20 protein-coding genes are annotated in these 24,530 nt (G+C 44.5%); 18 read left to right on the top strand and 2 right to left on the bottom strand.

The annotated features are described in order from the left end of the window. Positions 1 to 113: 113 nt before the first annotated feature. The gene (gene map / locus ACVBIK_RS05730; protein ID WP_447160596.1) at positions 114 to 914 is read right to left on the bottom strand and encodes a type I methionyl aminopeptidase; all 801 of its coding nucleotides are present in this window, start codon (positions 912 to 914) and stop codon (positions 114 to 116) included. A 294-nt stretch (positions 915 to 1,208) separates the two neighbouring features. Between map and rpsB the strand changes: the two genes are divergently transcribed. From rpsB to tilS, 17 genes are all read left to right on the top strand, one after another. After that, a complete protein-coding gene (gene rpsB / locus ACVBIK_RS05725) occupies positions 1,209 to 1,937 on the top strand; it encodes a 30S ribosomal protein S2 (protein WP_447160595.1) in 729 nt (242 codons plus the stop codon). A gap of 133 nt (positions 1,938 to 2,070) precedes the next feature. Further along, the gene (tsf, locus tag ACVBIK_RS05720; protein WP_447160594.1) at positions 2,071 to 2,922 is read left to right on the top strand and encodes a translation elongation factor Ts; all 852 of its coding nucleotides are present in this window, start codon (positions 2,071 to 2,073) and stop codon (positions 2,920 to 2,922) included. Positions 2,923 to 3,065: 143 nt separating this feature from the next. Then, positions 3,066 to 3,794, top strand: a complete 729-nt coding sequence (gene pyrH, locus ACVBIK_RS05715; protein ID WP_447160593.1) for a UMP kinase — start codon at positions 3,066 to 3,068, stop codon at positions 3,792 to 3,794. 32 nt (positions 3,795 to 3,826) lie between these two features. Further along, positions 3,827 to 4,384, top strand: coding sequence for a ribosome recycling factor (frr, locus tag ACVBIK_RS05710; protein WP_447160592.1), 558 nt, complete (start codon positions 3,827 to 3,829; stop codon positions 4,382 to 4,384). A gap of 253 nt (positions 4,385 to 4,637) precedes the next feature. Then, positions 4,638 to 5,438, top strand: a complete 801-nt coding sequence (gene uppS, locus ACVBIK_RS05705; RefSeq protein ID WP_447163613.1) for a polyprenyl diphosphate synthase — start codon at positions 4,638 to 4,640, stop codon at positions 5,436 to 5,438. A 20-nt stretch (positions 5,439 to 5,458) separates the two neighbouring features. Beyond that, positions 5,459 to 6,316, top strand: coding sequence for a phosphatidate cytidylyltransferase (locus ACVBIK_RS05700; RefSeq protein WP_447160590.1), 858 nt, complete (start codon positions 5,459 to 5,461; stop codon positions 6,314 to 6,316). Positions 6,317 to 6,320: 4 nt separating this feature from the next. Continuing rightward, positions 6,321 to 7,511 carry a 1-deoxy-D-xylulose-5-phosphate reductoisomerase gene (gene ispC, locus ACVBIK_RS05695; RefSeq protein WP_447169272.1) on the top strand — a complete coding sequence of 397 codons (1,191 nt, stop codon included), beginning with the start codon at positions 6,321 to 6,323 and terminating at the stop codon, positions 7,509 to 7,511. A 14-nt stretch (positions 7,512 to 7,525) separates the two neighbouring features. Next, a complete protein-coding gene (gene rseP, locus ACVBIK_RS05690) occupies positions 7,526 to 8,896 on the top strand; it encodes a sigma E protease regulator RseP (protein ID WP_447169271.1) in 1,371 nt (456 codons plus the stop codon). Positions 8,897 to 8,927: 31 nt separating this feature from the next. After that, entirely contained in the window at positions 8,928 to 11,411 is a 2,484-nt protein-coding gene (gene bamA, locus ACVBIK_RS05685) for an outer membrane protein assembly factor BamA (RefSeq protein WP_447163611.1), read from the top strand. 58 nt (positions 11,412 to 11,469) lie between these two features. Continuing rightward, positions 11,470 to 11,967, top strand: coding sequence for an OmpH family outer membrane protein (locus ACVBIK_RS05680; protein WP_447160655.1), 498 nt, complete (start codon positions 11,470 to 11,472; stop codon positions 11,965 to 11,967). Between the two features lie 4 nt (positions 11,968 to 11,971). Further along, a complete protein-coding gene (gene lpxD, locus ACVBIK_RS05675; RefSeq protein ID WP_447160586.1) occupies positions 11,972 to 12,988 on the top strand; it encodes a UDP-3-O-(3-hydroxymyristoyl)glucosamine N-acyltransferase in 1,017 nt (338 codons plus the stop codon). A gap of 32 nt (positions 12,989 to 13,020) precedes the next feature. After that, positions 13,021 to 13,482 carry a 3-hydroxyacyl-ACP dehydratase FabZ gene (gene fabZ, locus ACVBIK_RS05670; protein ID WP_248999623.1) on the top strand — a complete coding sequence of 154 codons (462 nt, stop codon included), beginning with the start codon at positions 13,021 to 13,023 and terminating at the stop codon, positions 13,480 to 13,482. Next, positions 13,479 to 14,249 (top strand): acyl-ACP--UDP-N-acetylglucosamine O-acyltransferase, encoded by a 771-nt coding sequence (gene lpxA, locus ACVBIK_RS05665; RefSeq protein WP_447160585.1) that lies wholly within the window; start codon positions 13,479 to 13,481, stop codon positions 14,247 to 14,249. The genes fabZ and lpxA overlap by 4 nt, the downstream gene beginning before the upstream one ends. A gap of 69 nt (positions 14,250 to 14,318) precedes the next feature. Further along, positions 14,319 to 15,470 carry a lipid-A-disaccharide synthase gene (lpxB, locus tag ACVBIK_RS05660; protein WP_447169270.1) on the top strand — a complete coding sequence of 384 codons (1,152 nt, stop codon included), beginning with the start codon at positions 14,319 to 14,321 and terminating at the stop codon, positions 15,468 to 15,470. Then, entirely contained in the window at positions 15,470 to 16,081 is a 612-nt protein-coding gene (gene rnhB, locus ACVBIK_RS05655) for a ribonuclease HII (RefSeq protein ID WP_447169269.1), read from the top strand. The genes lpxB and rnhB overlap by 1 nt, the downstream gene beginning before the upstream one ends. Before the next feature lie 173 nt (positions 16,082 to 16,254). Continuing rightward, a complete protein-coding gene (dnaE, locus tag ACVBIK_RS05650) occupies positions 16,255 to 19,725 on the top strand; it encodes a DNA polymerase III subunit alpha (protein ID WP_447160582.1) in 3,471 nt (1,156 codons plus the stop codon). Position 19,726: 1 nt separating this feature from the next. Further along, positions 19,727 to 21,136: a tRNA lysidine(34) synthetase TilS gene (tilS, locus tag ACVBIK_RS05645; protein WP_447160581.1), complete on the top strand. Its 1,410-nt coding sequence runs from the start codon at positions 19,727 to 19,729 to the stop codon at positions 21,134 to 21,136. Between the two features lie 137 nt (positions 21,137 to 21,273). Here the strand turns inward: tilS and dgcS are convergent, their stop codons facing one another. After that, positions 21,274 to 22,257 (bottom strand): diguanylate cyclase DgcS, encoded by a 984-nt coding sequence (gene dgcS, locus ACVBIK_RS05640; RefSeq protein WP_447169268.1) that lies wholly within the window; start codon positions 22,255 to 22,257, stop codon positions 21,274 to 21,276. Positions 22,258 to 22,460: 203 nt separating this feature from the next. Here dgcS and ACVBIK_RS05635 point away from each other — a divergent pair, with 203 nt between their 5' ends. Further along, a complete protein-coding gene (locus ACVBIK_RS05635; protein WP_447160579.1) occupies positions 22,461 to 24,410 on the top strand; it encodes a monovalent cation:proton antiporter-2 (CPA2) family protein in 1,950 nt (649 codons plus the stop codon). Positions 24,411 to 24,530: the final 120 nt, after the last annotated feature.

Genomic DNA, 24,530 nt, shown 5'->3' with positions numbered 1-24,530 from the left:
TGTTTAAAAACACTCGGATTTTGCCATCTTATAAAGATCGGTCAACCGATCAATAAACTGCTAAATGATCGGCATTAGTGCTGAGCACGCTTTTTTGAGCAGAGGCCATAAAATTAGTGATTAATCACTCGAGGCAACTCTTTTTCTTCTTCTCGTAAGGTCAAGACTTCTACGCCAGTTTGGGTAACAAGTAATGTATGTTCCCACTGAGCTGAATTTTTGCCGTCAGAGGTGGTGACTGTCCAGTTATCTTTCTTATCCAGAACGCTAGTATGGCGGCCGGCATTAATCATAGGTTCGATAGTGAAACACATGCCTGGGCGTAATACGGTTTTGTCATTATTTTTGTAATGCATGACCTGTGGCTCTTCATGAAAGCCTGCGCCAATGCCGTGACCGCAGTAATCGGTCACAATGCTGTATTTTTCAAGGCCGGTTTTCTTTGATTTGATGAACTTTTCAATCAAGGTGCCGATTTCACCTAACTTCATGCCTGGACGCACTTTTTTAATGCTGAGATATAACGCTTCTTGGGCGATACGGCATAGGCGAGCGTTCTTTGGACTGACATCGCCGATAAGGAACATCTTAGAGGTATCACCGTGGTAACCATCAACAATGACCGTGATATCAATATTGATGATATCACCATCAATAAGCGGACGATCACTTGGAATGCCGTGACAGATCACATCGTTAATTGAGGTGCAAATTGATTTTGGAAAACCATGATAATCAAGAGGTGCAGAGATAGCGCCATTATCTTCAGTGAATTTAGCGCAGATAGCGTTTAATTCATTGGTCGTCGCACCCGCTTTGACATGTGGTGCGATCATTTCGAGTACTTGTGCGGCTAGTTTACCCGCGGCACGCATCTTTTCAATCTCTTCAGCTGTCTTAATTACTATACTCATTCTAGTATCTCTTAGTCTTTAAATTGTCGTCTTTCAATCTGACGATTATGCCTGAAAAACGACGTAAATATTTGTGCTTTTTTTCATATTATGGTATAAAGCGCGCCGTTATGTTTGACTCTTGTCGATCTCACCTTAAGGTGGTTCGTTCGAGTTAAGATGGCGGCCATTATACATGGCTATTGATAAATACTAAATCACACACATATCGACACGTTCTTCGGGGTGCCCTCAATAGGGTCGAAGATATGGGATATGTGGAGGTCTAACCCCTAATATTTTAAGGTAAATAAAATGACTACAGTTTCAATGCGCGACATGCTACAAGCCGGTGTTCACTTCGGTCACCAGACTCGTTACTGGAACCCAAAGATGAAGCCATTCATCTTCGGCGCTCGTAACGGTGTTCACATCATCAACCTAGAGCACACTGTACCAATGTTCAACGAAGCACTTGCTTTCATCAGCAACGTTGCATCTAAGAAAGGTAAAGTTCTTTTTGTTGGTACTAAGCGTGCTGCAAGCGAAGCTATCAAAGAAGCTGCTGTTTCTTGTGATCAGTACTATGTTGATCACCGTTGGTTAGGTGGTATGTTGACTAACTGGAAAACAGTTCGTCAATCAATCAAGCGTCTTAAAGACCTTGAAAGCCAGTCTGTAGACGGTACTTTCGACAAGCTGACTAAGAAAGAAGCGCTAATGCGTACTCGTGAACTTGATAAGCTAGAGAAGTCTCTAGGTGGTATCAAGAACATGGCTGGTCTACCAGACGTGATTTTCGTAATCGGTGCTGACCACGAGCATATCGCTATTAAAGAAGCTAACAACCTAGGTATTCCAGTTGTTGCTGTTGTTGATACAAACTCTTCTCCAGACGGTATCAACTACATCGTTCCTGGTAACGATGATGCTATGCGTTCTATCCGTCTTTACACTGGTGCTGTTGCTGCTGCTGCGAAAGCTGGCCGTGGTCAAGACCTAGCTGTACAAGCTGAGCAAGACGGTTTCGTAGAAGCTGAATAATAAAGGTCGATGATTTTCATCACCCTTATTAACCAAGATACATGATTGGTGAACAGGGGCGCTCTCATTTAAACTGATAGGCCCCTGTTTTATATCTATTGAATTTGAAGAATTATCTGTAGAGGATTTAGCAATGGCAATTACTGCTGCCCAAGTTAAAGAACTTCGTGACCGCACTGGCGCTGGCATGATGGACTGTAAAAAAGCACTGACTGAAACTAACGGTGACATCGAGTTAGCAATTGATAACATGCGTAAGAGCGGTGCTGCTAAGGCTGCTAAAAAAGCGGGTAACATCGCTGCTGAAGGTACTATCCTTATCAAGCAAGGTGAAGGTTACGCTGCTCTACTAGAAGTTAACTGTCAAACTGACTTCGTAGCAAAAGATTCTAACTTCCTAGCATTTGCTAACGAAGTACTAGATGTTGCTGCAGCATCTAAAGTAACTATCGAAGATTTGAAAGCACAGTTCGAAGAGACTCGTGTTGCACTAGTTGCAAAAATCGGCGAAAACATCAACGTTCGTCGCGTTGAATACATCGATGGTGCAAACCTAGCACAATACCGTCACGGTGATCGTATCGGTGTTGTTGTTACTGGTGAAGCTGACGAAGACACACTAAAGCACATTGCTATGCATGTTGCTGCGTCTAAGCCTGAGTATGTTAACCCTTCTGACGTTCCTGCTGAAGTTGTTGAGAAAGAAAAAGCACTTCAAATCGAAATCGCTATGAACGAAGGTAAGCCTGCTGAGATCGCTGAGAAGATGGTTGTCGGTCGTATGAAGAAGTTCACTGGTGAGGTTTCTCTTACTGGTCAAGCTTTCATCATGGAACCAAAGAAAACTGTTGGCGAAATTCTTAAAGAGAAAGGCGCTTCAGTAACTAACTTCATCCGCTTAGAAGTGGGTGAAGGTATCGAAAGAAAAGAAGAAGATTTTGCTGCTGAAGTAGCTGCACAAATCGCTGCTACAAATAAGGCTTAATCTCCTTTTTTAGCAAACATAAGACCGTAGCAATTGCTGCGGTCTTATCGTATATACTCGAATAGTTTTGTGTTTTGCTAAGTAACATTCGGTATAACTATTCCAGTGTATAACCCCTATCGCCATAATCAGGACTAATAAATATGAGTACCAATCCTAAACCTGCATTTCGTCGTGTTCTTTTAAAACTAAGTGGTGAAGCCCTAATGGGTGAAGAAGGCTTCGGCATTGATCCTAAAGTGCTTGATCGTATGGGGCAGGAGATCAAAGAGCTAGTAGAGCTAGGTATTCAAGTGGGTGTTGTCATTGGCGGTGGTAACTTGTTCAGAGGTGAAGGTCTGGCTAACGCGGGTATGAACCGTGTAGTGGGCGATCACATGGGCATGTTGGCAACAGTGATGAACGGCTTAGCAATGCGTGATTCGTTGCACCGTGCATATGTTAATGCACGTTTAATGTCAGCTATTCCGCTTAAAGGCGTATGTGATGACTATAACTGGGCTGAAGCAATTAGTTTGCTTAAATCAGGCCGTGTTGTTATTTTTGCTGCAGGTACAGGTAACCCATTCTGTACGACTGACTCTGCTGCGTGTTTACGCGGTATTGAGATTGAAGCAGAAGTAGTGATTAAAGGCACGAAAGTTGACGGTGTTTATTCAGATGATCCAGTTAAAAACCCAGAAGCCGTCAAGTATGATGTAATGGGGTACAATGAAGTACTCGAAAAAGAATTGAAAGTAATGGATTTGGCTGCATTCACTATGGCCAGAGACCATAATATGCCATTGCTTGTATTTAACATGAATAAACCAGGTGCATTGCGCCGCGTTATCATGGGCGAGCAAGAAGGCACAATGATTAAAGCTGATTAAGCAATATTTAGTGACTTAAAAGGACATATAACGTGATAAACGAAATTAAGAGCGATGCGCAAACTCGCATGGACAAGTGTGTAGAGTCAACAAAAACTCAAATGGCTAAAGTTCGTACTGGCCGTGCACACCCAAGCTTATTGGATACTATCCAAGTACCTTACTACGGTTCGCTGACTCCGCTTAAGCAAGTTGCAAGTGTCTCTATTGGCGATGCTCGTACGTTAACGGTATCTGTATTTGACCGTACTATGATTGCAGCTGTTGAAAAGGCAATCATGAGTTCAGATCTTGGTTTAAACCCAATGTCTGCAGGCGCGACTATTCGCATTCCATTGCCAGCCCTAACTGAAGAGCGTCGTAAAGACCTTATCAAAGTGGTTCGTGCAGAAGCAGAAAACGGCCGTATTGCTATCCGTAATGTTCGCCGTGATGCTAATTCGAATGTAAAAGAATTAGAGAAAGACAAAGAGTGCACTGAAGATGACGTTCGTCGCAGTGAAGATGATGTGCAGAAGCTAACTGATGCGCACATTAAGCTAATCGATGAAATCTTGGCTGCTAAAGAAAAGGAGCTGATGGAGTTCTAATCGTACTCATCAGCATAGGGGAATGTTCACTATTTAGGTTGATTTTTAATGAGGCCTTGTGCAGGTTTTTTGCTTCTTTATTGAGAAGTAGCGAGCTTTTTGCGACAGGTATTAAGCTTCACAGTTCACGCCTTGTAATAAAAGCGGCGAGCTCGGACAAAAATTAAACTTGAATGGACAACATGCCCTAGAGTTCAGACGCCGTGTAGAGTTATACTACACGGCGTTTGTCTATTTTTAAGGGTTGTAATAGATGTCAATCGATTCCCAATCTGACACTGAAGTGACAGAGACATTACCAAATGAGATATCGACTTTGGTAAAACAGTCTATCCCCAAACACGTTGCTATCATTATGGATGGTAATGGTCGTTGGGCACAGGCGCAGGGAAAGCCAAGAGTCATCGGCCATAAGGCGGGTGTAAAGGCGGTTAGGCGAGCGGTGAGTACGGCCCGAAATTTGGGTGTTGAATCATTAACATTGTTTGCGTTTTCTAGTGAAAACTGGCGCAGACCAGACAAAGAAGTCAGCTTGTTAATGGAGCTGTTTTTTACAGTGCTTCAGCGTGAACTTAAGCTGTTACACAACAATGGGGTTCGCCTCAATATTATCGGTGATATCAGTCGATTTTCTCCCCGTTTGCAAAAGCAGATTGCAGCAGCAGAAGAGAAAACGGCAGACAATCATGATTTAGTGCTTAATGTCGCGGCCAACTACGGTGGACGATGGGACATTATGCAAGCGGCGCAAAAATTAGCAGCTAAGGTCGAATCTGGTGAAATGAGCAGCACTCAGTTTACCGAAGAGGCAATTAGTGAGCATTTGTGCATGCAAAATCAAGCCGAAGTTGATTTAATGATCCGCACAGGTGGTGACTATCGCATAAGTAACTTTGTCTTGTGGCAAGCCGCTTACGCTGAGTTAGTCTTTACTGACACTCTGTGGCCGGATTTTGATGAGGATGCGTTTAAAGACGCGATTGCTATTTTTGCTAATCGTCAGCGTCGATTCGGTTTGACAGGAACTCAAATCGATACCATCCGCTCTTTATAATAATTAATGAGGGAAGTTTTTTGCTAAAACAACGAATAATAACAGCAATATGGTTAATCCCCTTAGTTTTTGGTGCCATTTTCGGTTTACCGACTGAGTATTTTTCTTGGGCACTATTGGGAGTCTTTTTAATAGCCGCCAAGGAGTGGGGGCGTATTATCGATAGCAACTGTGAGATGACTCAATGGAGTTTCACCGTCACTATCGGCGTCCTATTAACCGCGCTAAACCTAATGGTGCCAGCTGATGAAATTTGGCACCGTGGTATGCTACATCCGATATTTCTCGCGGTGATCCTAATTGGTGGGTTCTGGTGGTTTATGTCGTTCATCATGGTGTTATCTTTCCCGAAAAGCGCACGCTTCTGGGAAAATAGCCACATGCTGAAATCCATGTTTGGTCAGTTGACCCTGATCCCATGTTTCGTTTCGTTACTTTCCCTTAAGGCACTTAGTACTCAAGCATCGCCATATTACGGTGGCACCTTGGTATTTTTAGTTATGCTTGTCGTTTGGGCTACAGACTCAGGTGCTTATTTTGCAGGTAAGCGATTTGGTAAGCGCAAGCTTATGCCAAATGTGAGTCCAGCCAAAACGATAGAAGGGTTGCTCGGTGGTCTGTTGACGACCATGTTAGTGGTTGCAGGTATTATGTATTTCTCACCAGAGCAAGAGATTGGTTTACTTATCGCTGTGACTTTATTTACTGCACTAGCCTCTGCAGTAGGCGACTTGTCTGAAAGTATGTTTAAGCGAGTGGCGAAAATTAAAGACTCTGGCACGATCCTACCGGGTCACGGTGGCGTATTAGATAGAATCGATAGCCTCACGGCTGCTTTACCTGTATTCACATTAATCTATATAGCTTTTTGGATGTAACTAAATGCAAAACATGGTGATTTTAGGCGCGACCGGCTCTATCGGAGCGAGCACTTTAAGTGTTGTCGCGTGTAATCCTGAGCAGTACAAGGTATTTGCACTGGTCGCAAATACCAATGTCGCAAAGATGCTAGAGATCTGTACTTTGCATCAACCTAAAATTGCCCATATGGTCGATGCAAATGCTGCTCAAGCACTGAAGCAGCAACTGCCAAGCCATTTAAATATCGAAGTGACAAGCGGTAAAGATGAACTCTTATCGCTTGTCAGTAGCAATGACGTTGATACGGTGATGGCGGCCATTGTTGGCGCAGCGGGCTTGCCTTCGACACTTGCGGCGGTTAACGCCGGTAAGCGAGTGCTACTTGCCAATAAAGAGTCGCTGGTGATGTCGGGTCAATTGTTTATCGAAGCGATGCAAAACTCTGGTGCGCAAGTGTTACCCGTCGATAGTGAACACAATGCCATTTTTCAGTGTTTGTCTGAGCGTTCTCAGCTTGAAATTGGCCGCTGCGATCTAGTGGCTGCAGGGGTTTCTCACATCTTGCTGACAGGTTCTGGCGGACCATTTTTAACGTCTGATTTGGCTACGTTATCGGCAATGACTCCTGAGCAGGCTTGTAAGCATCCTAACTGGTCTATGGGGCGTAAAATCTCGGTTGATTCGGCGACTATGATGAACAAAGGTCTTGAGTACATTGAGGCGCGTTGGTTGTTTAACGCCAGTCCTGAGCAGCTAAAGGTTGTGATCCACCCTCAAAGTGTGATTCATTCTATGGTGCAGTATCGTGACGGCTCAGTGTTAGCACAGCTAGGCAACCCCGATATGCGTACACCGATTGCTCATTGTATGTCTTTTCCACAGAGAATTAACTCAGGAGTTGAACCTTTAGACTTTTTCAAAGTCGGACAGTTAAGCTTCTTAGAACCTGATTTTAATCGTTTCCCCTGTTTAGCGCTGGCGATCGAAGCCTGTAAGCAAGGCCAGGAAGCGACAACGGTATTAAACGCTGCCAACGAAATTTCGGTACAAGCATTTTTAGATGGCAAGATACGTTTTACCGATATAGCAAGAATAAACGAACAAAGCTTAATGAATACGGCGACGCATCCATTAAACAGTATCGATGATATTTTGGCGTTAGACTTTCAAAGTCGTCAATACACGTTAGACGCTATCACTAAGCTCAATTAGTTCAGAGGAAAGGAATGATCGATTTTTTATGGAACCTAGGTTCCTTTGTTGTTGCATTGGGGATATTAATTGCTGCTCATGAATATGGGCACTTTTGGGTCGCACGTCGCTGCGGTGTAAAAGTTGAGCGCTTCTCTATCGGTTTTGGTCGGGCTATTTGGCGCAAGACTGGCAAAGATGGCACAGAGTATGTCCTTGCGATGATCCCACTGGGTGGCTATGTCAAAATGCTCGACGAGCGCGTTGATGAGGTGCCTGAAGAGTTAAAAGAACAAGCCTTTAACCGTAAGTCAGTTTGGCAGCGCATCGCCATTGTAAGTGCTGGCCCCATTGCTAACTTTATCTTTGCGATTATTGCATTGTACGCCATGTATCTTATTGGCGTTCCAGCCATTAAACCAATCATCGACTCAACTATCGCGGGCACACCTGCTGCGCAAATCGTGGTTAAAGAGCCGATGCAGATCATGGCGATTGGTAGCCAAAAAGTCAGGGATTGGGAAGAAGTTAATCTCGCCCTAGCTGGACACATAGGTGACAGTAATGTCGATGTGACCGTCGCGCCACTGTCTCGCTTGCAAGGCTCGTCTGGCGATGAGCATACCTATTCGTTAAATACACAAGATTGGAAGATTAACCCCGAAAAAGAACTGCCGATCACCGCTATTGGTCTTGGCATGTATCGTCCTGCGATATTACCCACACTGGCACTCGTTAGTGATGATGGCGCAGCGGGTCAGGCCGGTATCAAGGTGGGTGACACCTTAGTTGCGATTGATGGTGAAAAATACCAAGATTGGCCGCGTTTCGTAGAGATTATTCAGGGCTCAGCCAATAAGCCTGTCAGCATTACCATACGTCGTGATGGAGAGCAGTTCACGGTTAAGGTAACGCCTAAGTCTCGTGAAAATGCTGAAGGTCTACTTGAAGGCGTGATTGGCGTGGCCCCAACATCTGAACCATGGCCAGAAAACATGAAGATACAATTGGAATACGGATTTTTAGATTCTTTTCCAGTTGCAGTCGATAAAACATGGCAACTTGTCTCTGTCAGCATTAAGATGATTGGCAAGTTACTTACTGGTGACGTTTCAGTTAAAAACTTGAGTGGTCCTATTTCTATTGCACAAGGTGCGGGAAATAGCGCTGACGTCGGACTGGTATATTTTTTAGGTTTTCTTGCATTGATTAGCGTGAACTTAGGCATTATCAATTTATTGCCTTTGCCAGTGTTAGATGGGGGACACCTTTTGTATTACTTCATTGAGGTAATTACAGGCAGGCCTGTACCGGATAAGGTACAGGAAATTGGATTCAGAATTGGGGCAGCTATGCTGCTGATGTTGATGAGTGTTGCGCTTTTCAATGACTTTTCCCGACTCTGAGCAAGGACAGACAAATAATTAGAAGTGCTCTATGAGATTGAATAAACTTTTTGCCTCGATGTTATTAGTCGGAGCGTCTTTTTCAGGGAACGGTTGGGCCGAAACATTCCAACCTTTTGAAGTAGCTGATATCCAAGTTGAAGGTTTACAGCGAGTGGCACTCGGTGCGGCTTTGCTCAACCTACCTGTGAAGGTTGGGGATACTGTTGATCAATTAAAATTGCAGCAAGCAATAAAAAGCTTATATGCATCAACTAACTTCGAAAAAATTGAAGTGCTGCGCGATGGTAATGTGCTGGTCGTTAAAGTGACTGAGCGCCCAACCATTAGCTCTGTTACCTTTGAAGGTAACAAAGATATTAAAGATGAGCAGTTACAAGAGAGTCTTGATGGCTCTGGTGTGAAAGTCGGCGAGTCTCTCGACCGTACTATGCTCTCTGGTATCGAAAAAGGCTTGCAGGATTTCTATTACGGCGTAGGTAAGTACGGTGCTAAAGTTAAAGCCGAAATTATCAATCTACCCCGTAACCGAGTTGAGCTTAAGTTCACCTTTACCGAAGGTTTAGCCGCCGAAATTCGTCAGATTAATGTCGTGGGTAACACCGAGTTTAGTGATGCTGAGCTTATCGGCATGCTTGAGCTAAAAGACTATGTCGCTTGGTGGGATCTGTTTGGCGAGCGCCGTTATCAAAAACAAAAGCTACAAGCTGATCTTGAAACGATTAAGACTTACTACCAAAACCGTGGCTACATTCGTTTTGATGTAACCTCTACGCAGGTGGCAATGACACCTGATCGTAAAGGCCTCTATATTACGATTAACGTCGATGAAGGTGAGCAGTACAAAGTCAAAGACGTTAATCTAACTGGCGACTTAATGGGTAAAGAAGAGGTGCTTGAAGCCATCTTACCTTTGAAAGCCGGTGATATGTATAACGGCGGTGATGTGACCTTTACCGAAGAGATGTACGGTAAATACTTAGGTCGATTTGGTTACGCCTATCCTGAAGTGAAAACCTACCCAGAAATTGATGATGAAACGAAAGAGGTAAACCTCAACATCAACATCAATCCTGGCAAGCGTGTATATGTTCGTAATATCAGCTTTACGGGTAACACGGTAACGAAAGATGAAGTCATGCGTCGTCAGTTACGTCAGATGGAAGGTGCTTGGCTTAACTCTGCGCAAGTAGAGCTGTCAAAATCTAATCTTAACCGTTTAGGTTACTTCGAGACTGTTGATACTGAAACTGTGCAAGTGCCAGGTACCGATGATTTAGTCGATGTGGCATTTAGTGTTAAAGAGCAGCCATCAGGCTCATTTAATGCTGGCGTTGGTTACGGTACTGAATCTGGACTTAGTCTTCAGTTTGGTGTTCAGCAAAGTAACTTCTTAGGCACGGGTAATCAGGCTGGTATTAATTTAAACACCAACAAATACTCTAAGAACGTCAATATTAACTATACCGATCCATACTTCACTAAAGATGGCGTGAGCCTAGGTGGTAGTATCTATTGGAGTGAGTTTGATGCTGATGAGGCAAACCTTGAAGCCTATAAGAACAGCTCTTATGGTATTTCGTTAAACTCAGGTTTCCCTATTAACGAATATAACCGTATTAACGGTGGTATTGGATATCGTCATAACGAGATCTCTGAAATCTCTGCTTATGAGCAAGCGATTCGCTTCTACGATATTTACCGTGACAGTGATGATCCAAATGCTGGCTTAGCTTTCGATAACTTCGAATTAAGTCTGGGTTGGTCACGCAGTAACTTAAACCGTGGTACTTTCCCATCGGATGGTTCATCACAGCGTTTAAACGGTAAGATGACGGTACCAGGTTCTGATCTGCAGTATTTTAAAGCGGATTTTGATACAAGCTTTTACTTCCCACTTAACCGTAATCACAGCTTTGTTGTGCTAAGCCGAGCGCGTTTAGGTTACGGTAACGGTTACGGTAAGTTTAACGATAATGACCAGATCTTACCTTTCTGGGAAAACTATTACTCGGGTGGTAGCAGCTCATTGCGTGGCTTTAAGTCTAACTCAGTGGGTCCGCGCTCATTCTACTTGTATCGTGGCAGCGAGCCATGTGCGCCAGATCCATCGGGTGAAGGCTGTAGCTTACCTGGCGATCCTAACCAGATTCAGGTGAGTTCAGGTCGCTCAATTGGTGGTAACGCCATTGCAACTGCCAGTTTAGAGCTTATTGTGCCTACCCCATTCCTGGACGAGGCTTATACAAATTCTGTACGTACTAGTTTCTTTGTGGATGCCGGTAACGTGTGGGACACTGAGTTTGACTACGATTCATATCGTTACCTTCCAGTTGAAGAGTTTGATAGACTAGAAGATTATAGCGATCCGAGCCGTATTCGTGCCTCTTGGGGTATGAGCGTGCAGTGGCTATCGCCGATGGGACCTATGGTCTTTAGCCTTGCATGGCCAATCAAGGAATACGAGGATGATGAAACTGAGATCTTCTCGTTTAATATTGGTAAAACTTTCTAAAATCAATTTGAAAAAATCGGCAAGTTTTGCTGAGATAAAGGAGTTTGTTTTGAATAAGATGTTGAATCGCGCAATGATGGTTTTGGTTCTTTTAGGTGCACCGCTAGCGGCACACGCAGAAAAGATCGCAGTAGTTGATATGCAAGCAGTTTTTGAGCAGTTGCCACAGCGCGAGCAAGTGAACGAAACATTAAAAGCTGAGTTCGGTGACCGTGTTGCTGATGTGCAAAAGATGCAAGAAGAGCTTCGTGGTTTGCTAGAAAAACAGCAACGTGATGCGGCGCTAATGAGCGAGTCACAAAAGACCGACATGATGCGTAAAATGGAATCTATGAAAGCTGAGCTACAATTGAAAGGCAAAGCGTTAGATGAAGATATGCGTCGCCGTAACGGTGAAGAGCAAAACAAGCTACTGCTTGAAGTTCAAAAGACAATTAATACTATTGCTGAAAAAGAGCAGTATGACATGGTACTTCAACGTGGTGCTGTTATCTATGTTAAGCCAAGTGCTGACATCAGTAACAAAGTGGTTGAAGCTTTAGGTAAAGGCAAGTAAATAGATGAAAAGCTATACTTTAAGAGTATTGGCTGACCATTTAAATGCAGACGTTCAAGGTGATGACTCAGTTGAAATTTCAACTGTAGGCACCTTGGACGGTGCAGGTTCAGGTCAAATCTCTTTTTTGGCAAATTCAAAGTATCGTTCGCAGCTGACTAGTTCAGCTGCGTCTGCGATCTTAATGACGCCTAAAGATGCAGAAGGTTTTACAGGCAATGCGATTGTATTAAATGATCCCTATGTCGGTTTTGCTCGCATCGCACAATTCCTTGATACAACCCCAAAGGCGGCAGACGGTATCCACCCATCGGCACAAATAGCGGCCTCGGCCATGCTAGGTGAAGGCGTGGCAATTGGTGCGAATGCGGTCATTGGCGAGAATGTTATTCTTGGTAATAACGTTCAAGTTGGGGCGGGCTGTGTTATTGGTCAAGATAGTGTGATTGGTTCAAATACACTGTTATGGGCTAATGTAACGGTTTATCACAACGTTCATTTAGGCCAAGATTGCATCATCCATTCGGGAACGATTTTAGGTTCTGATGGTTTCGGTTACGCTAATGAACGCGGTCAGTGGGTTAAGATCCCGCAAACTGGTGGTGTGCGTATTGGTGATCGAGTTGAAATCGGTGCTAACACGACGGTAGACCGAGGCGCCATAGCCCATACTGAAATTCACGACGGGGTTATTCTAGATAACCAAGTCCAGATTGCCCATAACGATATTATCGGTGCTAATACTGCTATAGCAGGTAGTACGGTTGTTGCGGGTAGTGTAACGATTGGCAAGTATTGTATTATCGGCGGTAATTGTGCGATTTCAGGTCATTTAAGTATTGCTGATGGCGTACATGTGACTGGCAGTACCAACGTCACTAGCATTATTCGCGAAAAAGGCGTTTATTCATCGGCAACAGCCGCAATGGATAATAAGCTGTGGCGTAAGAATACCGTTCGTTTTAGACAGCTAGATACGCTATTTCAGCGCGTAAAAGCACTGGAAAATAACGTAAAGTAAATGACTGCTTTGTGCAGATAAAGGAAAGATTCGTGTCAAATCAATTGAATACAATGGATATCAAAGAGATCCTAAAATTTTTACCTCATAGGTATCCATTTTTATTGATCGATAGAGTATTGGATTTCACACCAGGTGAAACCTTACACGCTATTAAAAACGTCACAATTAATGAGCCATTTTTTCAGGGACATTTCCCGGTTCAACCTGTGATGCCAGGCGTATTGATTTTAGAGGCTATGGCGCAGGCTACAGGACTCCTTGCTTTTAAAACCATGAGCGATGAGCCGTCTAATGACGCGTTATACTATTTTGCCGGTATTGATAAAGCGCGTTTTAAGCGCGTTGTTGAGCCTGGTGATCAACTTCATTTTGAAGTGCAAATGATTAAAGAGCGCCGTGGGATTGGCGTGTTTACTGGCGTTGCTAAAGTGGATGGCGAGATTGTTTGTTCAGCGGAAATCATGTGTGCACGTAGAGAGATTTCTAAGTGATTGATAAATTAGCTTATGTTCACCCTGATGCCAAAATAGGCAAAAATGTCACTATTGGTCCGTGGACCTATATTGGTGCTGATGTTGAAATCGGTGATGACTGTTGGTTCAGTTCACACGTTGTTGTGAAAGGACCTACCGTCATTGGTAAAGGTAATAAGTTTTACCAATTTGCCTCAGTCGGTGAAGATTGCCAAGATAAGAAATATGCCGGTGAAGCAACCCGATTAATTATTGGCGACAATAACGTTATTCGTGAGTCTGTCACCATTCACCGTGGTACCACTCAAGATGAGTGGGAAACACGTATTGGCTCTAACAACCTATTTATGGCCTATGTGCATATCGCTCATGACTGTGTGGTAGGTAACAACGTCATTATGGCTAATAACGCATCGATTGCCGGTCATGTTCATGTTGGTGATTGGGCTATTTTAGGTGGCATGACCGGTGTGCATCAGTTCGTGCATATTGGTGCTCACGCCTTCACGGCTGGTAGCTCCCTTATCCTTAACGATGTGCCGCCTTTTGTGATGGCATCGGGTCAGCCTGCGATTCCTCGAGGTTTGAACATCGAAGGCTTAAAGCGCCGTGGATTCTCAAAAGAATCACAGCTTTCAGTCCGCAGAGCCTATAAGACTCTATATCGCAGCAACTTAACGGTTGCAGAAGCGATTGAGCAGCTTAAAGAGGCTGCAGTTGATGACGAACAAGTTCAAATGCTAATTGAATTTGTTGCTTCCTCTCAGCGAGGCATCATCCGCTAAGTAAGTTATTGAACCCGTGTAAAAGCGGGTTCTTTCTTTCCTCCCATTATTAACCACAGACGTTATTCTATGAGTTCAAACAATCCTCGTGTATTTGCAATGGTTGCCGGAGAGATCTCGGGCGACATCCTCGGAGCAGGCTTAATAAAAGCGTTGCAGAAGCAATATCCTGATGCTCGATTTATTGGGGTTGGTGGTCCACGTATGGACGCCCTTGGTTTTGAGTCTATCTTCTCTTATGAAGAGCTGGCTGTTATGGGAATTGTTGAAGTATTGTCACGCCTACCGAGACTACTAAAAGTTCGAGCAACATTAGTTGATGAGTTCACTAAGCTGAATCCCGATTGTTTTATTGGCATCGACGCACCCGATTTTAATATTGGCTTGGAACTCAAGCTTAAAGCTCGGGGTATTAAAACCGTACATTACGTCAGTCCATCTGTATGGGCGTGGCGACCTAAACGTATTTTTAAAATCGCTAGGGCAACGGATATGGTGTTGTCATTGTTACCTTTTGAAAAAGCGTTTTACGATGAATACCAAGTGCCTTGCACCTTTGTTGGACATACGTTAGCCGATGACATTGAGCTTGAAAGTGATAAAGCACTGGCACGTGAATTACTCGGTCTGGATAAAGATGCTGAGTATTTAGCGATATTACCTGGTTCTCGTGGTGGTGAGCTTAAGATGTTAGCCGAGCCCTTTGTTAAAGCGGCAACCCTAATCAAGCAGCGCTATCCTGATATTAAATTTGTTACGCCTTTGGTTAATCAAAAACGTCGCGATCAATTCGAGCTTGCCTTACGCGAGTATGCGCCAGATTTAGAGATCCACCTCATTGAAGGTCATTCTCGTGAAGTGATGGCGGCGGCTGATTGTATTTTATTGGCATCGGGCACAGCCACGCTTGAAGCTATGTTAGTTAAGCGACCTATGGTGGTGGCATATCGAGTGAGTCCTATCACTTATCGTATCGCCAAAGGCATGATGCTGACTAAACGCTATTCATTGCCTAACCTACTGGCAGATGAAGATATTGTTGAAGAGCTTATTCAAGCAGATTGTACGCCAGAGAAAATAGCAACAGCAGTGTCAAAGCAGTTGGACGATGATTTTACACCGCTGCATGACCGTTTCATGTCAATTCATCAAATGATAAGACGAGACGCCAGTGCTCGGGCAGCTGATGCGGTGATAAAACTGATTGAGGAACAAGCATAATGGCTGTAATAAAAGATATCACTCCTGAACAAGTGGCCCAAATTTGTATTGGTCAATACGCAGGTGTTGATGAAGTAGGCCGCGGACCTTTGATTGGTAATGTTGTCACCGCAGCGGTGATTTTAGATCCTAATAACCCTATCGAAGGGTTAAATGATTCTAAGAAACTGTCAGAGAAAAAGCGTGAGTTGCTGTTTGAACAAATTCAGCAAAAGGCCTTAAGTGTTAGTGTGGGCTCAGCGACACCAGCTGAAATTGACGATCTAAATATTTTGCATGCGACTATGCTGGCGATGCAGCGTGCTGTTGCAGGGCTCAGTATTAAGCCAAGCAGTGTGTTAGTCGATGGTAATCGCAGTCCTGACTTTGGTGTGCTCAGTCATGCAATTATCAAAGGTGATGGCCTTATCGATGCGATTAGTGCAGCTTCAATTATTGCCAAGGTTGTTCGTGATAGAGAGATGGATGTCCTTGCTGCGCAATACCCAGATTATGGTTTTGACAAACATAAAGGTTACCCTACTAAAGCGCACTTTGAAGCACTCGCAGAGCACGGTGTACTGCCTGAGCATCGTAAAAGCTTTCGCCCCGTTCGTGAGGCATTAATTTAGCTCGACACAATTTTTCCGGTGAAAGATTTACTTGCTTGAGGCATCCTTTTGCCGGAAAATTAACTCATCAGCCTGAGCGATTGCAGTTAAACTTGTTTGCAATCACCCCATGTTTTACTCTGTAAGATTGACCAGCAGTCTTCATTTATCAAAAAAGAAAGATACTCCTAATTATGTCTGATCCACGTTTTGTTCACTTGCGCGTCCACAGCGATTTTTCTATGTCTGATGGACTTTCTAAAGTTAAGCCTATTCTAGGGAAAGTGGCTGAGCTTGGAATGCCTGCGGTTGCATTAACCGATCAGACGAACATGTGTGGTTTGGTCAAGTTTTATGGAGGCTGCCATGATGCGGGTATCAAGCCTATTATTGGCACCGATTTTTGGGTAAAAGTCCCAGGATTTGATGAGTTTTGTTCTATTACTGCCTTAGCGATGGACAATAAAGGTTACTCAAACCTGACTTTGTTGATTAGCGATGCGTATCTGCGCGGCAATATTAACGACAAAGCTGTGATTGACCATGAATGGTTAGTGAAATATAACGAAGGGTTAATTCTGCTTTCAGGTGGCAAAGACGGTGATGTTGGTCGTGCGTTGCTGAAAGATAACCATGGTCAAGTAGAGTCATTAATCGACTTTTATAAGAGCCACTTTCCTGACCGATATTATTTAGAGCTGCTACGAACAGGTCGTCCAGATGAAGAGCGTTATCTGCACATGGCGGTCGCACTTGCCGAGCAAAAAGACTTACCAGTGGTTGCGACTAATCAGGTGGTATTTAATAAGCCTGAGCAGTTTGACGCCCACGAAATTCGGGTCGCAATTTATGATGGCTTTACGCTAGCCGATCCGCGCAGACCGAAGAAATACAGTGACCAACAATACTTTAAAAGTAGCGATGAGATGTGCGAGCTATTTGAAGATATTCCTGAGGCGATTCAAAATACGGTCGAAATTGCTAAGCGCTGTAACGTTACCGTAAGACTGCACGAATACTTCTTGCCGAACTTCCCGACAGGTGATTTGACCATTGAAGACTTCTTGGTCGATGTATCAGAAAAGGGCCTTGAAGAGCGACTCGAGTTTCTTTTCCCTGATCCAGATCTTAGAGCTGAGAAACGCCCTGAATACGATGAGCGTCTCGATATCGAGCTTAAAGTGATTAACCAGATGGGCTTTCCTGGTTACTTCCTTATCGTAATGGAGTTTATTCAGTGGGGTAAAGATAACGATATTCCAATTGGTCCTGGCCGTGGTTCAGGTGCAGGGTCATTGGTGGCTTATGCACTTAAAATTACCGACTTGGATCCCCTTGAATACGACTTGCTATTCGAGCGCTTTCTAAACCCAGAACGTGTATCTATGCCCGACTTCGACGTCGACTTTTGCATGGACAGACGTGATGAGGTCATTGACCACGTTGCCGACCTTTATGGTCGTGATGCGGTATCGCAGATCATTACCTTTGGTACTATGGCGGCTAAAGCGGTAATTCGAGATGTTGGCCGCGTGCTTGGTCACCCGTATGGTTTTGTTGACCGTATTTCAAAAATGATCCCAGCGGAACCCGGCATGACTTTGGCTAAAGCCTTTGAAGTCGAGCCAGGCTTGCAAGAGTCATACGACGCTGATGAGGAAGTAAAAGATCTTATCGATATGTGTCGCATTCTGGAAGGGGTGACACGTAACGCGGGTAAACACGCTGGTGGTGTGGTTATTGCCCCGACTAAGATCACTGACTTCTCGCCAATTTATTGTGACACCGAAGGCTTAAACCCGGTAACTCAGTTCGACAAAAACGATGTTGAAACCGCAGGCCTAGTGAAGTTCGACTTCTTGGGTCTAAGAACGCTCACCATTATTGATTGGGCGTTGCAGATGGTCAACAGCGTCAAAAAGAAGAACGGTGAAGAGCCGGTGCGTATTGAGTCGATTTCGCTGACTGATCCAAAGTGTTTTAAATTACTACAACGATATGAAACAACCGCGGTATTCCAGTTGGAATCTCGTGGTATGAAAGACTTGATTAAACGCCTACAGCCAGATTGCTTTGAAGATATGATCGCACTGGTTGCACTGTTTAGACCGGGTCCACTGCAATCAGGCATGGTAGATAACTTTATCGAGCGTAAGCACGGCCGTGAGGAAGTGTCATACCCTGACGCCGAATATCAACATGAGTCGCTGAAAGAGCTGTTATCACCAACCTACGGCATTATTCTCTATCAAGAGCAGGTGATGCAGATTGCTCAGGTACTTGCTGGCTATACCTTGGGCGGCGCCGATATGCTTCGTCGTGCTATGGGTAAGAAAAAGCCTGAAGAGATGGCCAAGCAGCGCGGTACGTTTGAGGCCGGTTCAATTGCCAATGGCGTTGATGGTCCGTTGTCGATGAAAATTTTCGATTTGGTGGAAAAATTCGCGGGTTACGGTTTTAACAAATCTCACTCGGCCGCTTACGCATTAGTGTCTTATCAAACACTTTGGTTAAAAACCCATTATCCACAGCAGTTTATGGCGGCAGTAATGTCGGCGGATATGGATAACACCGATAAGATTGTCACCTTGGTTGATGAGTGTGAGCGTATGGGCTTGCCACTTATTCCGCCTGATGTAAATAAAGGCTTATTTAGATTTACCGTTGATGACGATCTGAATATTGTTTACGGCATTGGCGCGGTGAAAGGTGTTGGTGAAGGTCCTGTAGACTCGATTCTCGCTGCGCGTAAAAATGGCCCCTTTAAGGACTTGTTTGATTTCTGCGCTCGAATCGATTTAAAGAAGCTTAACCGCCGCGTCATTGAAAAACTGATTTGCGCTGGTGCGCTTGATAATTTAGGCCCGCATCGAGCCGCGATGATGGCAACGTTACCGGAAGCTATTCGCGCAGCCGATCAGCATGCTAAAGCCGAAGCGATTGGTCAGCATGATATGTTTGGTCTACTCAATAATGAACCTGAAGACAGTAAGCAGCAGTTTGTTGAATGTACGCCTTGGCCCGATAAAGTTTGGCTTGAAGGCGAGCGTGACACATTAGGTTTATACCTCACAGGTCACCCGATTAACCAGTATCTGAAAGAGCTTAAGCATTACACTTCGGGTCGGTTAAAAGATGTGCATCCTACTGAACGTGGCAAAACCATGAAAGCCGCTGGGCTTGTAGTGGCGACACGTGTGATGATGACTAAGCGTGGCTCCAAGATGGGTCTGGTGACCCTAGATGATAAGAGTGCGCGTCTTGAGGTGATGCTGTTTACTGAAGCCTTTGAGAAGTTTAATCACCTGCTTGAGAAAGACCGCATTTTGATTATTGAAGGAGAGGTTAGTTTCGATGACTTCTCTGGTGGTAACCGAATGACTGCGCGTAACATTATCGATATGGGGGAAGCGCGTAGCCATTTTGCCAATGCGGTTGAAATTGACTTGCAAGCAGACAAGGTCAACGATGAGTGGTTAAGCGAGTTTAAGGCTGCGGTTGAGCCTTGGAAAGCGGGCGCTGTACCTGTGTTGATTAATTACGCCCAGCCTCAGTCACAAGCGCAGTTTACTTTAGGCGATAATTGGCGAGTCAATCCAACCGATGAGTTGATGTTGGCACTCGAGTCGTTAACAGGTTCAGGAAAGGTTCGGATCGTTTTTTAGCATGAATATTGTCTCGCTGATCCAAGCTTGCCTGCAACAGTTGCCACCTAAGGTGGCGGCAGCGGGTAAGGTAGAAAATACTCAAAATCAAACAGTCACCAATAAGCCTAAGTTAGTGCTAGCTTATAGTGGCGGCGTCGACTCTGAAATTCTGGCCTATGGTTTAGGTCAGTTTGCCAAAATCACTCCTGATTTTGAGTGTGTGTTAGTGCACGTTCACCATGGGTTAAGTGCTAATGCTGACACTTGGGTTGAGCATTGCTTATTGCAAGCAAAATCATACGATCTGAAATGTGTTGTAAAGCATGTCGAGGTTAAGCTCGCACCTAGGGTGAGTGTTGAGGCGCAGGCCCGCAGTGTGCGCTATGAAGCGTTATTATCAGAGTTATCCAACAATGATATTTTAATGACTGCCCACCATCAAGATGATCAACTTGAGACCGTTTTATTAGCGCTCAAGCGAGGCCTTGGCCCTAAAGGCTTATCAGCCATGGGTAAAGTGCAGCGCTTTAATCAGCGAAACTGGATTATTAGACCACTGCTCGATTGCAGTAAAGATGAAATAGAAGCCTACGCGAAGCAAGACAATATCCTTCATATTCAAGATGAGAGTAATTTTGATGATAAGTATGATAGAAACTTTCTTCGCTTAGACATTATCCCTAAACTCAAGCAACGCTGGCCTAGTATCGCCGCGACAGCCAGTCGCAGCGCTGAACTGTGCGCATTACAGCAGTCGGTACTCGATGAAGAGATTGCGCAGAAATTACCAAATATTCAGCTTCGAAAGGGCAGTGATTGGTTGCTTGATTTAGATAAATTAGCCCAGCACTCTCATGCTTGGCAGTCATTATTACTGCGCGGTCACATGGACATGCTAGGTTTTGCTCCGCCCTCTAAGGTGCAAGGAGAGCAGATCCTAGCCCAGTTGCTCGATGCTAAAGTTGATGCCAATGTTGAGATCCGCTTAACCGACGTTATCATCAAGCGTTATAAGCGCGAAGGCTATTTTATGCCGCTGAAGAATGCTCTCTTTGTCGCGGACAAAAAAGGTTTGTTGAGTATTGAACTTAATGGCTGTGATGACTTGATAAACGGAGCTATTAAGCTAGTCACTGGAGAGGCCTTATCGGCAAGATATTGCCAAAGTGGAGCGCGTCTTAGATTGCCTTTAGGAGTGGAGAAGGTCTCTATCGAGTTTGCACTGCCTGGCAGTACTCGTTGTCAGCCCCATAACCGTAGTAAAGGCCGTGAACTTAAAAAGTTATGGCAGGAGTGGGGACTTGCTCCCTGGCGGCGTGGCACCGTGCCGCTGCTTTGTTATGACGGTAAACTCGTATCTGCTGTGGGCTACTGGATAGAAAGGCCATATTTAGCGACCGGTGATGATGTCGGGCTGGTTTTATACTAATAAGTATTAGGTATCGGTAAGCAAAGGGGCTTTAATGTGCCTTATGAGTTTGTTTATTCGATATTGCTAGCCATTACCCCCTCTTTTCTAACTTTCATCTTAACCATTATCAGGCATTAAGTGCTGCTGAACGCAAGTTAGCTGTTTTCGACACAGTAGCACTGGCGGCCAGCGGCTTTAGCTTCATATAGCGCATTATCTGCACGTTGGTAAAGACTATCTTCAGTATCATGATGTCGCCATTGCGCCACGCCCATACTGGTTTTCACTTGATACTTTTCTAAATATTGATGAGTAGAGATGGCATCTAAGATCCGCTGACACAAAATGCTAGCGGCCTCAACGTTGGCTTGAACCAATATGGTAAATTCATCGCCACCTATTCGAAATGCCTGGTCACTGTTTCTGATGGTTGTATTTAGCATCTGTGCAAACTCAACTAAGGCGCTATCGCCTAACTGATGGCCAAAGTCATCATTGAGCTGTTTAAAATTATCTAAATCTAGGGTAATTAATGAAAACTCATCACTATTGCGCTCGGCTCGAGCGAGCTCTTTTTTTAATGACTCTTGATAGTAATGGCGGTTACCTAAGTTTGTTAGCGCATCATACATGGCCTGTAGAGACATCTCTTTAAATTGAATCGCATTAAACAACGGTTGTAAAACGAGCTGCTGGATCTGGTTCAACTTCAGGGTTTGAGACGGCACTAAAGGGGCTTTTAGATTATAGTTAACGATGACTTGGCAGTCGGCTAAGGTCAACTTTTGCTCAATGGCGTAACCATTTTGCTGACCCCAATGGAACTGATAGTCCTTATAGGCTAAGCGAACACCATAAAGCGGCAAATGTTGCCCCATTATTTTGCCGAAGCAGGCAAAGACTGTCCTAGGATCTAAATGTTGATGCAGTTGCTGGATGATAGCAACAAGATCAACCTCCACTGGCATAGAGTTATTTACCCCAGTAGGCTTTCGATAAAGATCAACCTCCATTGGCATAGAGTTATTTACCCCAGTAGGTTTTCGATAAAGATCAACCTCCACTGGCATAGACATAGTTACCACAGTAGGTTTTCGATATTCAATAGGGGAAGACTCGGTTACTAGCCCAAATTCCATTGGTATTGACTCCCAGTTTTCTAACAGTGTTGCGCTAACGCAAAGTTAATGCTCTTAGATATACCAAGCAAAAACTGTGCCTAGTGCTAAGGGAATTATATTTGTCTTTATTTGTCATTCAGTTACTCTCTAGATAAGTGAATGGAATATATTGGTGTCGGCATTTTGACGAATGTCTTCGGGTTAAGGAGTACACCGCACAGATGGAACATAGCTTTCTCATTCAAATGCTACTGATGTTGGTCATTGCAATTGTTTCTATTGCAATACTACGACGTGCAGGTTTACCAGCGATCTTAGCTTACTTAGTGACAGGGGTAATTAGCGGTCCAAGTGGTTTTCACTGGTTTACCCAACAGCAAATGCAGTCAGTTGCTGAGCTCGGTGTCGTGTTACTGATGTTTAGTTTAGGGCTCGAGTTTTCTTTGCCTAGGCTATGGGCAATGCGCCGTACTGTATTTGGTTTAGGTAGTGCGCAAGTCGTTGTAACGACTGTGTTAAGCATGGGAATCGCACTGCTATGTAATCTCAGTGTGACCGAGTCAGTCGTCGTAGGCTCTGCGATAGCGCTTTCTTCTACGGCGATAGTACTTAAGTTATTGAATGAGCAAGGATGGATGAGGCGCCGCCATGGCGAGCTTTCGGTCAGTGTGCTGTTATTTCAAGATATCGCCGTTGTCCCTTTACTTATTTTGTTACCTATTTTAGCCAGTGATGGCGCGCCGTTACTGTGGACTGATGTGGTTTTTGCCTTACTAAAAGGTAGCCTCGCATTTATTGCACTGATGGCATTTGGCAAGTGGGCCTTGCCTAAGCTGTTTGATGAGGTTGCCCGTTCACGTTCAAATGAACTATTTGTACTGTCAACGTTAGTGGTCGCCTTAGTCACCGGAGCGATTACTCAGTGGTTAGGCTTATCGATGGCATTGGGCGCCTTTATGGCAGGTATGTTACTTGGAGAAAGCCAGTATCGGCGTCAGCTAGAAGCCGATATTCGCCCCTTTAGGGACTTATTAATGGGGCTGTTTTTTATCTCCATCGGTATGCTGTTAGACTTCCAATTGGTTGCCCAGTTCTGGTGGCAAATCATCTTTATCCTTATCGCTGTGATTTTAGGTAAAGCCTTAGTGATTTTCTCTTTATTGAAAGTGGCTAAAGAGTCTTTTCGCTCATCAGTTGCGACGGCCCTGAGTTTGGCGCAGGTGGGAGAATTCAGTTTTGTCGTGTTGGCCTTAGCGGTCAATTATCAACTGCTAGATAATAAAACAAGTACGACCTTAGTGATGGTGGCAGTGCTATCGATGGCACTAGCGCCTTGGCTGGTTAGGCATAGTGTCGATATTGCAAGAATGCTGCAAGGACTCAAGCCTAAGGCTGATAATAATGAGTCTTTGAATGTACAAGTCGATGCCAAAGGCGATCTGGTGCTCATTTTAGGTTATGGACGAGTAGGGCAAACCATTGCTAGGTTTATGAAAACTGAAGCTATCCCATACTTAGTGCTGGATCTCGACCCGAAAAGAGTCTCTGAGGCCAGAACCGCTGGAGAGCCTGTCTATTTTGGTGATGTGTGTAAGAGAAGTATCTTAAAGCAGGCAAAGGTGCGTGAAGCTAAGTTAATCGTAATCACTTTTAGTAGTGAGCGGATCCTCCAAGAGGTGTTGCCGTTATGTCGTCAATTAGCACCCGAGGCTAAGATTTTGGTGCGTACTCGTGACGATACCGGGATGGAGGAGTTGGAGGAAGCAGGAGCAAGTCAGGTTATTCCTGAGACGCTTGAAGGTAGTTTGATGTTAGTATCTCAAGTGCTATATCAATGTGGTGTGCCGCTAGCAAGAATATTGAAACGCCTGGAATCTGAGCGGCGAAATCACTACCAATATTTACATGGTTTTTTCTCCGGAGCTGAAACCGATTTGACCCTTGAGCTATTGCATGCTGTTGCTCTGCCTAAAGGGGCGAATGCGGTTGGACTGACCCTAGGTGAGATCCCGTGGGAGAAGTTAAGAGTTGAAGTGCGAGCGGTGCGAAGAGCAGGCGCTGAGGTTGAGGATCCTAAATCCGATTGGCAGATTATGTCTGGCGATATCCTGATCTTACTTGGCAAGCCAAGACGCATGGAAAAAGCCGAGATCTTTTTATTGCAAGGCTAAGCCACTCTTTTACTCTCAATGGGTCACGTTTAGCTATAGTTAACCGTTATAAAGTAGATTTAGCCCACCATCTCGTTGCAGCATATTTAAGTAAAAGCTGCGGGCTCCCTGGAGTGACAT

This window comes from Shewanella sp. 125m-1 (assembly GCF_052977065.1).
Note: the sequence above shows the minus strand (reverse complement) of the source record. Positions and strands in the feature narration are given on the sequence as shown.

What these genes read in the sequence shown, in the direction of transcription:
- bamA (WP_447163611.1), top strand. Translation starts at nt 8,928, where the DNA reads ATGAGATTGAATAAACTTTTTGCCTCGATGTTATTAGTCGGAGCGTCT.
- rnhB (WP_447169269.1), top strand. Translation starts at nt 15,470, where the DNA reads ATGGCTGTAATAAAAGATATCACTCCTGAACAAGTGGCCCAAATTTGT.
- lpxD (WP_447160586.1), top strand. Translation starts at nt 11,972, where the DNA reads ATGAAAAGCTATACTTTAAGAGTATTGGCTGACCATTTAAATGCAGAC.
- uppS (WP_447163613.1), top strand. Translation starts at nt 4,638, where the DNA reads ATGTCAATCGATTCCCAATCTGACACTGAAGTGACAGAGACATTACCA.
- dnaE (WP_447160582.1), top strand. Translation starts at nt 16,255, where the DNA reads ATGTCTGATCCACGTTTTGTTCACTTGCGCGTCCACAGCGATTTTTCT.
- pyrH (WP_447160593.1), top strand. Translation starts at nt 3,066, where the DNA reads ATGAGTACCAATCCTAAACCTGCATTTCGTCGTGTTCTTTTAAAACTA.
- map (WP_447160596.1), bottom strand. Translation starts at nt 914, where the DNA reads ATGAGTATAGTAATTAAGACAGCTGAAGAGATTGAAAAGATGCGTGCC.
- tsf (WP_447160594.1), top strand. Translation starts at nt 2,071, where the DNA reads ATGGCAATTACTGCTGCCCAAGTTAAAGAACTTCGTGACCGCACTGGC.
- ACVBIK_RS05635 (WP_447160579.1), top strand. Translation starts at nt 22,461, where the DNA reads ATGGAACATAGCTTTCTCATTCAAATGCTACTGATGTTGGTCATTGCA.
- ACVBIK_RS05680 (WP_447160655.1), top strand. Translation starts at nt 11,470, where the DNA reads ATGTTGAATCGCGCAATGATGGTTTTGGTTCTTTTAGGTGCACCGCTA.
- tilS (WP_447160581.1), top strand. Translation starts at nt 19,727, where the DNA reads ATGAATATTGTCTCGCTGATCCAAGCTTGCCTGCAACAGTTGCCACCT.
- rpsB (WP_447160595.1), top strand. Translation starts at nt 1,209, where the DNA reads ATGACTACAGTTTCAATGCGCGACATGCTACAAGCCGGTGTTCACTTC.
- dgcS (WP_447169268.1), bottom strand. Translation starts at nt 22,257, where the DNA reads ATGGAATTTGGGCTAGTAACCGAGTCTTCCCCTATTGAATATCGAAAA.
- rseP (WP_447169271.1), top strand. Translation starts at nt 7,526, where the DNA reads ATGATCGATTTTTTATGGAACCTAGGTTCCTTTGTTGTTGCATTGGGG.
- lpxB (WP_447169270.1), top strand. Translation starts at nt 14,319, where the DNA reads ATGAGTTCAAACAATCCTCGTGTATTTGCAATGGTTGCCGGAGAGATC.
- ispC (WP_447169272.1), top strand. Translation starts at nt 6,321, where the DNA reads ATGCAAAACATGGTGATTTTAGGCGCGACCGGCTCTATCGGAGCGAGC.